General features: G+C 69.0%; 19 protein-coding genes. 12 read left to right on the top strand and 7 right to left on the bottom strand.

The annotated features are described in order from the left end of the window. Positions 1-39: 39 nt before the first annotated feature. The gene (locus tag RAC81_RS07085; protein WP_375081696.1) at positions 40-1,623 is read right to left on the bottom strand and encodes an SDR family oxidoreductase; all 1,584 of its coding nucleotides are present in this window, start codon (positions 1,621-1,623) and stop codon (positions 40-42) included. Positions 1,624-1,716: 93 nt separating this feature from the next. Here RAC81_RS07085 and RAC81_RS07080 point away from each other — a divergent pair, with 93 nt between their 5' ends. Together RAC81_RS07080 and RAC81_RS07075 are read left to right on the top strand one after the other, a co-directional pair. Beyond that, positions 1,717-1,974 (top strand): hypothetical protein, encoded by a 258-nt coding sequence (locus RAC81_RS07080; RefSeq protein ID WP_375081695.1) that lies wholly within the window; start codon positions 1,717-1,719, stop codon positions 1,972-1,974. A gap of 45 nt (positions 1,975-2,019) precedes the next feature. After that, positions 2,020-2,193 (top strand): CsbD family protein, encoded by a 174-nt coding sequence (locus RAC81_RS07075; RefSeq protein ID WP_251584553.1) that lies wholly within the window; start codon positions 2,020-2,022, stop codon positions 2,191-2,193. 70 nt (positions 2,194-2,263) lie between these two features. Here RAC81_RS07075 and RAC81_RS07070 read toward each other — a convergent pair whose 3' ends face one another. Together RAC81_RS07070 and RAC81_RS07065 are read right to left on the bottom strand one after the other, a co-directional pair. After that, positions 2,264-2,824: a MarR family winged helix-turn-helix transcriptional regulator gene (locus RAC81_RS07070; protein WP_375081694.1), complete on the bottom strand. Its 561-nt coding sequence runs from the start codon at positions 2,822-2,824 to the stop codon at positions 2,264-2,266. Continuing rightward, the gene (locus RAC81_RS07065) at positions 2,824-3,063 is read right to left on the bottom strand and encodes a hypothetical protein (protein WP_375081693.1); all 240 of its coding nucleotides are present in this window, start codon (positions 3,061-3,063) and stop codon (positions 2,824-2,826) included. Before RAC81_RS07065 ends, RAC81_RS07070 begins: the two co-directional genes overlap by 1 nt. A gap of 121 nt (positions 3,064-3,184) precedes the next feature. Here RAC81_RS07065 and RAC81_RS07060 point away from each other — a divergent pair, with 121 nt between their 5' ends. The 3 genes from RAC81_RS07060 to RAC81_RS07050 all read left to right on the top strand — a co-directional run bounded on the left by RAC81_RS07060 (position 3,185) and on the right by RAC81_RS07050 (position 4,322). Further along, entirely contained in the window at positions 3,185-3,637 is a 453-nt protein-coding gene (locus tag RAC81_RS07060; protein ID WP_375081692.1) for a MarR family winged helix-turn-helix transcriptional regulator, read from the top strand. An 80-nt stretch (positions 3,638-3,717) separates the two neighbouring features. Then, a complete protein-coding gene (locus RAC81_RS07055) occupies positions 3,718-4,041 on the top strand; it encodes a hypothetical protein (protein WP_375081691.1) in 324 nt (107 codons plus the stop codon). A gap of 2 nt (positions 4,042-4,043) precedes the next feature. Beyond that, a complete protein-coding gene (locus RAC81_RS07050; protein ID WP_375081690.1) occupies positions 4,044-4,322 on the top strand; it encodes a hypothetical protein in 279 nt (92 codons plus the stop codon). Positions 4,323-4,393: 71 nt separating this feature from the next. On the opposite strand, the gene RAC81_RS07045 is transcribed toward RAC81_RS07050, so the two are convergent. After that, a complete protein-coding gene (locus tag RAC81_RS07045) occupies positions 4,394-4,903 on the bottom strand; it encodes a GNAT family N-acetyltransferase (RefSeq protein ID WP_375081689.1) in 510 nt (169 codons plus the stop codon). A 78-nt stretch (positions 4,904-4,981) separates the two neighbouring features. Between RAC81_RS07045 and RAC81_RS07040 the strand changes: the two genes are divergently transcribed. The 4 genes from RAC81_RS07040 (at position 4,982) to RAC81_RS07025 (ending at position 8,433) form a co-directional block, all read left to right on the top strand. Next, positions 4,982-6,205 carry an MFS transporter gene (locus RAC81_RS07040; protein ID WP_375081688.1) on the top strand — a complete coding sequence of 408 codons (1,224 nt, stop codon included), beginning with the start codon at positions 4,982-4,984 and terminating at the stop codon, positions 6,203-6,205. Between the two features lie 267 nt (positions 6,206-6,472). Next, complete coding sequence (locus tag RAC81_RS07035) at positions 6,473-7,201, top strand: histidine phosphatase family protein (protein WP_375081687.1); 729 nt, start codon at positions 6,473-6,475, stop codon at positions 7,199-7,201. Further along, positions 7,185-8,036, top strand: coding sequence for an NAD(P)H-hydrate dehydratase (locus tag RAC81_RS07030; RefSeq protein WP_375081686.1), 852 nt, complete (start codon positions 7,185-7,187; stop codon positions 8,034-8,036). Before RAC81_RS07035 ends, RAC81_RS07030 begins: the two co-directional genes overlap by 17 nt. Positions 8,037-8,145: 109 nt before the next feature. After that, positions 8,146-8,433 (top strand): ArsR/SmtB family transcription factor, encoded by a 288-nt coding sequence (locus RAC81_RS07025; RefSeq protein WP_375082049.1) that lies wholly within the window; start codon positions 8,146-8,148, stop codon positions 8,431-8,433. Here the strand turns inward: RAC81_RS07025 and RAC81_RS07020 are convergent. Continuing rightward, positions 8,394-8,564 (bottom strand): hypothetical protein, encoded by a 171-nt coding sequence (locus tag RAC81_RS07020; RefSeq protein WP_375081685.1) that lies wholly within the window; start codon positions 8,562-8,564, stop codon positions 8,394-8,396. The two genes, RAC81_RS07025 and RAC81_RS07020, sit on opposite strands and share 40 nt — an antisense overlap. Positions 8,565-8,615: 51 nt before the next feature. Then, positions 8,616-9,311, bottom strand: coding sequence for a lysostaphin resistance A-like protein (locus RAC81_RS07015; protein ID WP_375081684.1), 696 nt, complete (start codon positions 9,309-9,311; stop codon positions 8,616-8,618). Positions 9,312-9,388: 77 nt separating this feature from the next. Between RAC81_RS07015 and RAC81_RS07010 the strand changes: the two genes are divergently transcribed. The 3 genes from RAC81_RS07010 (at position 9,389) to RAC81_RS07000 (ending at position 11,435) form a co-directional block, all read left to right on the top strand. Next, a complete protein-coding gene (locus tag RAC81_RS07010; protein WP_375081683.1) occupies positions 9,389-9,976 on the top strand; it encodes a TetR/AcrR family transcriptional regulator in 588 nt (195 codons plus the stop codon). A gap of 80 nt (positions 9,977-10,056) precedes the next feature. Then, positions 10,057-10,455, top strand: a complete 399-nt coding sequence (locus RAC81_RS07005; protein WP_375081682.1) for an ArsR/SmtB family transcription factor — start codon at positions 10,057-10,059, stop codon at positions 10,453-10,455. 2 nt (positions 10,456-10,457) lie between these two features. Continuing rightward, on the top strand, positions 10,458-11,435 hold the full coding sequence (locus RAC81_RS07000; RefSeq protein WP_375081681.1) for an SRPBCC domain-containing protein: 978 nt from the start codon (positions 10,458-10,460) through the stop codon (positions 11,433-11,435). Between the two features lie 57 nt (positions 11,436-11,492). On the opposite strand, the gene RAC81_RS06995 is transcribed toward RAC81_RS07000, so the two are convergent. Continuing rightward, entirely contained in the window at positions 11,493-11,882 is a 390-nt protein-coding gene (locus RAC81_RS06995; RefSeq protein WP_375081680.1) for a DoxX family membrane protein, read from the bottom strand. Between the last annotated feature and the right edge of the window lie 33 nt (positions 11,883-11,915).

The following is an 11,915-nucleotide window of genomic DNA, read 5'->3' as shown; positions in this document are numbered from 1 at the left end:
ACCGCGCCCGGGCTCGCCGGCGGTCGCTGACGGACCGCGTCAGCGACCGGGCGCGACGGTCTCGACCGGCTCCTCCGCGGCAGCCGTGATGCGCGCCGCCATCCCGGCGAAGATGAACCCGTGGAAGGGCAGCACGGCGAACCAGTACAGGCGTCCGGCGAGTCCTCGCGGGAAGAACACGGCCCGCTGCTCGTAGCGGGCGCCCGTGCCGTCGGGCAGGGCCCGCAGCTCGAGCCACGCCTCGCCCGGCACCTTCATCTCGGCGCGCAGCCGCAGCAGTCCACCGCTCGCGTCCGACGCCTCGGTGTCGCGACCCGGCTCCTCGACGGCCTCGACGCGCCAGAAGTCGATCGCGTCGCCGACGCGCGCCGCCGCCTTGTTGCGGCGGCCCCTGCGCAGACCGACACCGCCGACGAGGCGGTCCATCCACCCCCGTACGGCCCACAGAAACGGCGAGGAGTACCAGCCGTTCTCTCCGCCGATGCCGATGATCACGCGCCAGAGGCCGTCGACGGGAGCGCTCGTCTTCAGGGACCGTGCATCCGTGAAGACCATGCGCCCCGCCCATTCGGGGTCGCTCGGCAGCGGGTCGCTGGGCGCACCGGACACCTCGGAATCCTGCCAGCTGGTCTCGATCGCATCCGCGTTCACGCGTCCGAGGGCCGCCCGCACCGCCTGACGGTACGGCGTGAGGCCGCCCTCAGGGCGCGGGATGAGGTCGTCGACGGCGTGGTCCTTGACGATGCACTCGTTCTGCAGCGACGCGACGAGCGGGCGCGCGATCGAGCGCGGCACCGGCGTGACGAGATTCACCCAGTGTGAGGCGAGGCCGGGTGTCAGCACCGGCAGCGCGGCGATCGCCCGCTGGGGGAGACCCGCCTCGACCGCGTAGCCGTTCATCATCTGTCCGTAGCGCAGCACGTCGGGTCCGCCGATGTCGACGGCCCGGTTCACGTCGTCGTCGACGCGCGCGGCGCCGAGCAGGTAGTGCAGCACGTCGCGCACCGCGATCGGCTGGATGCGGTTGCGCACCCACTTCGGCGCAGGCATGTAGGGCAGCACCTCGGTCAGGTGGCGGATCATCTCGAACGACGCCGACCCCGAGCCGATCACCACTCCGGCCTGCAGCACGAGGGTCGGGACGCCCGACCGCAAAAAGATCTCGCCCACGTGCACGCGCGATCGCAGGTGCGCCGAGAGCTTCACGTCGTCGGGATGCAGGCCGCCGAGGTACACGATGCGACGCGCGCCGGCCGCCGCCGCGGCATCCGCCACCGTCTGGGCCGCGCGCTCGTCGCTCTCCTCGAAGCCCTTGCCCGCCGACATCGAGTGGATCAGGTAGTACACGACGTCGACGTCGCGCATGGCCTCGCGGACGGCATCCTCGTCATCCGCGGATCCTTCGACGATCTCGGAGTCGGATCCCCAGGGGAAGGATGCGGCGCGCGCCGCGTCGCGCGCCAGCACCCGCACCCGGTACCCCGCGTTGAGGAGCCGCGGGGTGAGCCGCCCGCCGATGTATCCCGTGGCGCCGAGGACCAGCACTCGGGGCATCGATCCGTCTTCGCGGGGGACAGCACGCAGGGCGTCCTCGTGGCCGGTGGGCTGAGTGAGCTCCGTCATGCTCCCGAGGGTATGCCGCGGACAAGGAAATTTCACTAGGCTTTCAAATCACTAGTTCATCTAGTAACCTGCCATCGAAGGTAGGTGATGGAGATGTCCGGAGCAGCGAATTCCCCCGCTCGCGTCGATCAGGCCCCACATGACGCGACGTCGATGCTCACGGATGCGGCCAGCCTCGCGCCGCTCCCCGCCAGCGAGGCCGTGGGACGCGCGATCGGAATCGATCGCGCGTCCCTCGTCTCCGCTCGACCGAGTCGCGAGATCCTCGGCGCGGCGGGGCTCATGGCGCTCGTCGCCGCGGCATCCGCGCCGCTCATGACCGTCGTCCTCACACAGCTTCTGCAGCAGTGAGTTGCAGGCCCCGAGCCACCGTTGGAAGAGAGAAGGGAAGCCCCCATGGGACTCGATGACAAGATCAAGAACGCCGCGCAGGACATCTCCGGCAAGGCGAAGGAAGCGGTCGGCAAGCTGACCGACAACGAGAAGCTCGAGGCCGAGGGCAAGGCTGACCAGGTGAAGGCCGACGCCAAGAAGGCCGGCGAGAACGTGAAGGACGCCTTCAAGAACTGAGGCGTTCACACAAGGCGGGGAGGTGGCGTCTGCCACCTCCCCGCCTTTCGTATGTCGCCCTGTCGTGGCGCTATTCGCCCGACGACTCCGACTCCTCATGCGAGCGGATGACGTCGCGCAGCTCCTGATCGAGGTCGGACGCCTCCTCGATCGCCGACGTCATGCCGGCGAGGAAGCGCGTCACGACCGCCCGCTCCTTGTCGCTCATCTCGTCGACGAGGGCGAGCATGCGGCGGTGCATGGCGCCGAGGGTCTCGCGCACCTCGTCGTCGCTGCTCACGGTCGGCACGACGACGCCTGCGCGGCGGTCGGTCGGGTGAGGCTCTCGGCGGGCGTGACCACCCTTCTCGAGTCGGTCGATGAGGGTGGTGGTGGACGCGGTGGAGATGTCGAGCATACGGGCGATGTCGATGGGGCGCACGAGGCGTCCGGCCCGCTGCTCGCGCAGCAGGAACCGCAGCGCGACGAGGTCGGTCTCGTTCATCTTCATCGATGCACGAGTGCGCGCACGCATCGCGGTCTCGGCCGATCGATAGCGGCGCAGCAGATTGAGCACGTCGACGGTGCTCGCTGACTCGGCGTCGGGGTACCAGTAACCCGACCGGGTGAATTCCTCGGGAGACCCGGACATCAGGCCACCTCGTCGTCGTCGCTCATGCGATCCTCTTCGCGCGTGAGCATCTCAACAGCTCCGGTCTCGACCTCCGCGGGGACGATGCTCAGCATCCCTCCGGTGATCGCCTCGTTCTCGGCCGTGACGATCTGCTCGAGGCGCCAGCCGGGAACCGCCGGAAACTGCTCGCGCAGGCGCTCGATGACGTCGGAGTACAGGATGTATCCGGCGTCTTCGGGCGTGAATCGCTTACCCATGGCGTCCTTTCCGGCAGGACTCCATCCTCTCACCCGTTCGCGAGGTGCTGCGCATTGCATATCACTAGTCTGCCTGCTTACGTGGTTCTCTTGTAGAATGGGGTGGTCAGGGGGTGACGGAATGGCCGATATCAAGGACGCGACGCAGGTGACCACGAGCGAACTCGTGGGACGTGTCGACGACCTCCGTCGTGCCGAATCGCAGCTGGCCCGCAGGCTCTCCTTGCGCCGCGCGCCCAACGACACCGACCGCGAAGCGATGCGCTTCATCTCCGAGGCCCCGGCCGACTCGCCGGCAACGCCCGGCGACCTCGCCGTGCATCTCAACGTCAGCACCGCGGCAGTGACCAGCGTGCTCCGTCGGCTGCAGGAGCGGGGGCAGATCGTCGTCGCGCCGCACCCGGCGGATGCGAGGTCGAAGGTGCTTCGACCGTCACCGCGCGACGTGAACGTCCCGGTCGACGATCTCACGCGGCGCATCGAAGACATCGCGAGCGAGTTCACACCCGAGCAGAGCGATGTCGTCTCCCGCTTTCTGCGTCGGCTGACGGAGGAGATCAGCGACCTTTCGTGAACCAGTGTTCCCCTCGGCTGGCATTTAGCTAGGTAACCTAGTAATCTAAATGTTGAACGAACCACGGGATGGGAGACACGATGGGACACCTGACCTACGGGAACTCGACACTGCCGATCGACGTCGAGGACGAGACTCTGACGCACGTCCGTGCAGTCACGCTGACCAAGCTTCGCCGCAACGAATCGTTCGCGCTCACGCTGCACACGCCGGGCGGCGTCGAGACGCTGTGGGTGCAGGCGGCCATTCCGCTGCGCTTCGTCATGGAGGAGGAGTCGCCCATCGATCGGGCGCTGCTGGTCAAGATGATGAACGCCGCCAACTCCTCGGGTGGTCTCGACCTCACCCGCGCCGAGTTCGCGGACGTGGCGGCTGCCCCGCAGCTCCATGCCATGAGCGCCTGACCATGTCGAAGCGCATCGGAGCCGCGGCGCGCGCCGCAGCAGGAGCACGCACTCGTGCGGTCGCCACGCCCCGCGGGCTGTGGGTGGAGGTCGAGCCCGGCTTCCACGTCGGCAATGACGGGCTGCAGTACCTCGGATCGATCACCGTCGTCCCCGGTCGGGGCTTCGAAGCCTCCGGACCCCGGTCCGACGTGATCGGAATCTTCTCCGACCTCGACGACGCGAAGGCCGCCGTGGCGTCATCCTCTCGCTCCGAGTCGGTCGGCGCGTTCGTCGGCTGAGGCGTTCAGCGCCGCCCCGGCCGCGCCGCAAACCAGCTGGCCGGGCTCCAGCCGGGTGAGGTCGATCCGGTTCAGAGCCGCCGGAACATGATGTGCAGCCCCACGAGCCCGTGTGTCGGGTGGTCGAAGGCTTCCGGGACGGTGGCGAGGATCTCGAATCCGAGAGACTGCCAGAGGTGCACCGCCCGCTCGTTCGTCTCGACGACGGCGTTGAACTGCATCGCTCGATAGCCGTCGGCCCGAGCGGCCGCGAGCACGGCATCGCCGAGCGCCCGCCCGATCCCTCGCCCGGCGCCCGCGGGACCGACGACGAAGCTGGCGTTCGCGACGTGCGCACCGGCTCCCGGATGGTTCGGAAGATACTTGGCGGTCCCGAGGACCGTCCGTACGGCATCGACAGTGCCCACCGCGACGAGCACTCGAGCGCCGGGTGCCTCGAGCCAGGCGCGGCGCGCGTCGTCTTCGGTGATGTCGCGGGGGAACGTGTAGGTATCGCCGGCGCGGAACGCGGGCTCGAGCGCGCGCCAGATACCGGGCCAGTCGTCCTCGACGGCTGGGCGGATCTCGACCTCGGCACTCATGCCGTCGAGCTTAAGGCCATCTCCACGACCAACGCGTCCCGTACACGCGCTCGTTCGCGGACGTGTACGATCGTACGCATGACCTCCGCCGAAACGATTCGACGCACTACGCCCGACCGGAGAGTCCGTCGTGCGCGCATCGCTGTCTCGGCGCTCTTTCTCACCAACGGGGCGCTGTTCGCGAACATCCTCCCGCGCTATCCCGAGATCAAGGCGAGCCTGGGCCTCGACAACGTCGGCTACGGTCTCGCGATCGCCGCCTTCCCCGCCGGAGCCATCGCCGCCGGACTCCTCGCCGCCGTGCTCATCCGCCGCTTCGGCTCAGCCCGCATGGCCGTGTTCGGCACCATCGCGACCGGCCTCGGACTGCTCGCCGCGGCGCTGTCACCGTCCGGCATCCTGTTCGCCGTCGCCCTGCTGCTCGGCGGAGCGTCCGACGCGATCACCGACGTCGCGCAGAACGCGCACGGGCTGCGGGTACAGCGTCGATACGGGCGGTCGATCATCAACTCCTTCCACGCGATCTGGTCGATCGGCGCCGTGCTCGGCGGCGGCATGGCGGCGGCGGCCATCGCGCTGCAGCTGCCGCTGGGTGTGCACCTGGGCATCTCGACCGGCGTGTTCGTCGTCGTCGCACTGGTCGCCCTGGTGTTCTGCCTGCCCGGGCGGGACGAGGAAGCGGATGCTGAGACGACAGCCGACCCGGCGGAGGTCGCCACGGCCGTGCGTCGTCGGGTGACCCCACGCCTCGTGATGATCCTCATCGCCCTCACGCTCATCGCGATGGCGGGCGCGGTCGCTGAGGACGCCGGAAACTCCTGGGCGACCCTGTACCTGTCGGAGTCGCTGGGTGCTGCGGCGGCGGTCGCTCCGCTCGGCTTCATCGCCCTCGTCGGCGCGCAGTTCATCGGAAGGATGCTGGGCGACGGCATGACCGACCGGTTCGGACAGCGTACGGTCGCCCGCGTGGGCGGTCTCATCGCGGCCGTGGGCATGACACTCGCTCTGCTCTTCCCGAGTGTGCCGGGCACGATCGCCGGATTCGCGGCTGTCGGCTTCGGCATCGCCACGCTCATTCCCGCGGCCATGCACGCCGCCGACGAGCTGCCTGGACTCCGGGCCGGTGCCGGGCTCACGATCGTGTCGTGGCTGCTGCGCCTCGGGTTCCTGCTCTCGCCGCCGTTCGTCGGTTTCCTCGCCGAGACCGAGAGCCTGCGCGTGGGGCTCATCGTCGCTCCGGCGGCTGCGCTCGTCGCGGTGCTGCTCGCGGGGGTGCTCGAGGGGCGGAGGCCTTGCGCCTAGCGCTGCCTGCGGCGGCATCCTCGCCCGTGCGTCGCGGCCGTGCGTCGCGGCCGTGCCGTGCGCCGACGCCCCTGCTGAGCGCCCATGCCCCTGCTGAACGCCCACGCCCCTGCTGAACGACGGTGCTCAGCGGGGGCATCGGCGACGAACAGGGGCGTCGGTGCAGGGCTGCCCACCGCGCTACTCCGCGCCGGGTCCACGGTCAACCCCGCGCCGCGCTCGCGGCGACTGTGGAACCCTCGGAGTCCTGTGGAGGAGAGGTCGTGTATGGCGACGTTGCAGGAACTCTGGCTGGTGCGTCACGGAGAGAGCATCGGAAACATCGCGGCGACGGCTGCGGAGATGGCCGGCGACGAGGTGATCGCGCTCGATACGCGCGACGCGGACGTGCCCTTGTCCGCGACCGGGACGCAGCAGGCGAGGGCGCTCGCCGCACCGCTCTACGGAGCCGACGAAGTGCCGGCCGTCGCATGGTTGTCGCCGTATGCCAGGGCGCAGCAGACCTTCGCGCTGAGTGCGGAGAACGGGCCGCGCATCGCGCGGGTGCTCACCGACGAGAGACTGCGCGACCGGGAGCTCGGCATCCTCGATCTGCTCACCCGACGCGGGGTCGCCGCTCGTCATCCCGAGGAGGCGGCACGCCGCGCGAAGCTCGGCAAGTACTACCATCGCCCGCCCGGCGGCGAGTCGTGGGCCGACGTCTCGCTCCGGCTCCGGTCGTTCTTGCGGGACGCCGCCGAGGCGGATGCCCGCGTCGGACTGGTCGTGGCGCACGACGCCGTCGTGATGCTGCTCGTCGCTCTGCTCACCGGCCTGGATGAGACGAGCCTCTTGCGGTTCGCCGCCGATCACACGGTGCTGAACGCATCCGTCACCCGCCTGCGGTCCGACGGCCGGCGATGGGAGCTCGTCGATTTCTCGGACGTCCGCCATCTCGAGCAGCTCGGTGCAGAGGTCACCGCGCACCCGGGGAGCCCCGATGTCCAGCCGCGCTGAACCGGTCATCGTTAGCCCCGAGCTGTTGCAGGGGTGGGGCCTGCCCGATCCGGGCGAGTCGAAGTACTCGCGCGGCACGGCGATGGTCATCGGCGGTTCGCCTCTGTCGACGGGGGCCGTGACCCTGGCCGGCGAGGCCGCGCTACGCGTCGGGGCCGGAAAGGTCGGCGTCACGACCGAGGCTGCGCTCGCCGACATCGTCCGCGGCGCCTTCCCCGAAGCCGGCGTGCACGCGTCGCCCCGCACGGGTGAGCCGGTGGATGCCGCATGGACGGCGGCATGCGACGCGTCCGACGCCGTCCTCGTCGGTCCTGGGCTCGCGGACGCTGAGGTTGCGCGCGAGTGGCTCGTCCGTTTGGCGCACCAGAACGTCGACTGCCTGGTGGTGGACGCCTTCGCCGTCGGCATCCTGCGCGACGTCGACCGTGACGAACTCCCCCGCTCGCTGATCGTCAACGCCAACCTCGAAGAGGCGGAGATTCTGCTCGGCAGACCTGTCGACGACCTCCTCACCGACCTGCCCGGACTCGCCCGTGACCTCGACGCGGTGATCCACTGCTATTCCGCCCTCGCCGCTCCGTCCGGTCGAGTGTGGGAGCTGCGTGCCGGCGGGCCGGGCCTCGGGACGGCCGGCTCGGGCGATGTCCTGGCGGGTGCGATCACCGGATTCGCCGCGCGAGGGATGCGTCCGGAGCGCGCCGCCGCGTGCGGCGCCTGGAGTCACGCTCGCGCGGGGGACCGCCTTGCCGAGCGAATGGGGCTCGGGTTCCTTGCGCGTGAACTGGCCCGCGAGCTGCCGTCCGCGATGCGCGAGGTCGGCGTGAGTCGCGGCTAGCGACGAGCCCACAGGTGGGCGCTCGCTCCGTCTCGGCCCCGTCCAGACTGACCTCTTGACGCGCCTCCCGCCCAGTCTAACGTACAACCAAATTGTTGCACAATGAGAACTGAGCGAAGCGGAGGTCGACCGTGTGTTCCACGCACTGGCGACGTCGACCCGGCGCGACATCCTGCGTCGGACGAGCGAGCGGGAGCAGTCCGTCTCGACCCTCGCCTCTGACTACGACATGGCGTTCGCCGCGGTGCAGAAGCACGTGTCCGTGCTCGAGGCGGCGAACCTCATCGTCAAGCGCGCCGAGGGACGCGAGTGGCTCGTCCGCGCGAACCCCGTCGATCTCGAGGCGGCGCCGGATCTCTACGGGGTGAAGATCTTCAGCTCGTCGGCGGCGAAGTAGTTCTGAGTGGCGCCGCCGACGCGCACGAGGTACTTCTCGCGCTTCTCGTCGATCGAGACGACGGTTCCGACATTGCCTGTCATCACGGCGCCGGTGATCTGGACGGTGTCACCGATCTTGAGTTCCTTCATTTTCTTTCCCTTTCGATGGAGTGCGGGTGGAGATGCGGGTACGGCGCGTGGTCACGCGACAGCGGCGAAGGCGCTCGACAGGATGACGTAGCCGTTGTAGATCGCATGGACGACGACCCCGGGCCAGATCGATGCGGTCGCTCGGAACAGCAGGGCGGTGATCACGCCGATGACGAAGGCGACGGGAAGGACGTAGTTCACGCCGTGGGAGACCGCGAAGATCGCGGCGCTCACGAGGACCGCAACCCACCCGCCGTATCGAAGAAGCCCGTTCGTGAGGACTCCTCGGAACAGGAGTTCCTCACCCAACGGGGTCAGAACCGCGCCGGCCAAGAGCGTGAGCACCAGCCACATCGGCCCGTTCGAGGATGCGGAGGTGTAGTCGGCCTGCACGCCGCTGGGCGGGCCGCTCAGCAGGACCACGACCACGGTGACGACGATGCTGAGAACGATCGCGCCGATGCCGCCACCGACGGCGACGGAGATCCACCGCCAAGAGACTCCCCGGAAGCCCAACGCACGCACACTGCGAACGCGCACGAGGTGGACGGTCGCGACGGCGATTATCGGGGCGAGTCCTGACACGAGGTACTGTGCGACGCCCGCGGTAGCCGAATCGACTCGGATCGTCGTCAACAGGGCGATCGCAACGCCGTAAGAGATCGCGGCAGCTCCGACCGTGATCGCGACGGTCGTCAGATCGATGGGGCGTGTTCTCGCAGTCGGACGGAAAGCATCCTGGGTCATCGCCGGTCCCCTCCTCAGTAGCACAGTGTGCTAGTTCTGCGAGCGACAGTAGCACATTGTGCTACTGTCGCTCTCAGATGAATGAAGAAGAGGCCGGCACCCGCGATCGCATCCTCCGCGCCGCCGTCTCCGTCGCCCAGAGCGGCGCGAAGGTCACCGTCCGCGCCGTCGCTGCGCGCGCCGGAGTCGGGATGGGTACGCTCCGCTATCACTTCCGCACCCAACGCGAGCTCTTGGATGCAGTGCTTTCCTCGCTCTACGAAGAAGCGCTTCCGGACGAGCGCATCCGTGACGCGAGCGTGCCCGCCGAGGATCGCCTCGTCGAGTGCCTGCAGCATCTGCTGACCCCTGTCGGTACCGAGCATCAGGCGAGACAGGTCTGGGCGGATCTCTACCACGCGTTCATCGCCCTCGACGCGGCACCCGACGCCCGCGCCGGCTACATCGAACTGCACCGCCAGGCCGCGCGTCGCGTGGAATCCTGGCTGTCCATCCTCGTGGAGGAGGGAGCTCTCGAGCGCGGCGACAATGCGTCTCGCGCTCTTCTTCTCCTCGCCGTGATCAACGGCCTCGCGGTTCAGCGGGCGCTGCCGGCGGACAGAGCGCCGCTCGAGACCGAAGCGCACGTGCTTCGCGCGGCGGTCGCCTCGTTGCCCTTCATGTGACGGCGGTGTCGCGCCGGCCGGGTATGCGCGAGTGCAGATCCTCTTGACAGCTGCTCGACCCAGGGCTAACGTACAACCAAATGGTTGCACAACGAGAACTGAGCGAAGCGGAGGTCGACCGTGTGTTCCACGCATTGGCGACGTCGACCCGGCGCGACATCCTGCGTCGGACGATCGAGCGGGAGCATTCCGTCTCGACCCTCGCCTCCGAATACGAGATGTCGTTCGCCGCGGTCCAGAAGCACGTGTCCGTGCTCGAGGCGGCGAACCTCATCGTCAAGCGCGCCGAGGGACGCGAGCGGCTCGTCCGCGCGAACCCCGAGATGATCGCCCGCGCCAGGGCGCTCCTCGCCCGATACGAAGAGCTGTGGCGGTCGCGCATCGCCCGCCTCGACGACCTGCTGGCCGAGCCGTCGCGCCCGACCGCATCCGACACCACCGACAACAGCAGCACCTCACGAACCGAAGAAGGAGACTGATCATGCCTGTCACCGACATCACCACGGATGCCGACAACCTCACCATGACCGTCGTCGCAGACTTCGCGGCCCCGATCGAGCGGGTCTGGAGCGCATACAGCGATCCCCGCCAGCTCGAGCGCTTCTGGGGCCCTCCCGGCTGGCCGGCCACGTTCACCGCCTGGGACCACACGGTCGGCGGGCGCGCGAACTACACCATGAACGGTCCGCGCGGCGAGACCTCCTCGGGCTCCTGGGAGTTCCTGTCGATCGACGAGCCGCGCGGCTTCGAGGTGCTCGACTCCTTCGCGGATGCCGACGGCACGCCGCTCGACGGCTTTCCCGCGCAGCGCATGTCGTTCGCGTTCGAGTCGACCGCGAACGGCACCCGCATGGTCACGACGAGCCACTTCGACTCCGTCGAGGCGCTCGAGCAGGTCGTCGAGATGGGCCAGGTCGAGGGCATCCGCCTGGCGATGAGCCAGCTCGACGCGGTGCTGCAGGACCTCCGCGACTACGCGCAGGGCAAGGGCACCGTCGTCGACATCCTCGACGACACGCACGTGCGCATCACCCGGCTCGTGAACGGACCGCGCGAGCTGGTGTGGCGAGCGCACAACGAACCCGAGCTCATGAAGAAGTGGCTGCTCGGGCCGGACGGGTGGGAGATGACCGAGTGCGTCGTCGCGACCGAGGTCGGCCAGACGTACCGGAACTCCTGGGCTCCGGTGGGCGACACCGAGGGGGAGCCGTTCGGGTTCGAGGGCGAGGCTCTCGTGATCGACGCCCCGCGCCGGTCGGTGCAGACCGAGCGGATGATCGGGATGCCGGTCGAGACGCTGAACGACCTCAACCTCTACGAAGAGGACGGCGCGACCCTCATCACGCTCTACATCGAGTACCCCGACAAGGAGACGCGCGACATGATCCTCGCCACCGGCATGGCCGACGGCATGGAGGCGTCGTACGACCGCCTGGAGCGGGAGCTGCTCGCAGTCTGAGCTCGCGTCGCCGCAGTCGCACCGCCCGGTTCTCGCGAGCCGGGCGGTGCGTCGGTGTCAGTGACGTGTCTCGCGCGTCGACCAGAGCGCGAGCAGCACGAGAACCGGCTGGAAGAAGAGACGCACGAACCGCTTGATCTCGGTGTCGAGGCCGAAGCCGTCGCGGTGGTGCATCCACTGGGCGAGGTTTCCGGGGAACACGGCGACGAAGAACAGGGCGGCGATCACTCCGACGAGGCCGCGCCGCTTCCTGGCGAGCAACAGCGCGGAGCCGAGGCCGATCTCGACGACGCCCGAGGCGAGCACGGTCGTGTCGGGGTCGAGGGGCAGTGACTCCGGCACCTGGGCCTGGAACTCCTCTCGCGCGAACGTCAGGTGCGAGACGCCCGCGAAGACGAGCGAGGATCCGAGGAACAGGCGGCCGATCGTGCGCGCAGGTGTCGACATGGCGCGAGTCTACGCCGCGGCCGTCTGCGGGCC

Origin of the sequence: Microbacterium sp. CR_7 (assembly GCF_041954755.1) — a bacterium.
Taxonomy (GTDB): Bacteria; Actinomycetota; Actinomycetes; order Actinomycetales; family Microbacteriaceae; genus Microbacterium.
This window is presented reverse-complemented; position numbering and strand designations above follow the sequence as displayed.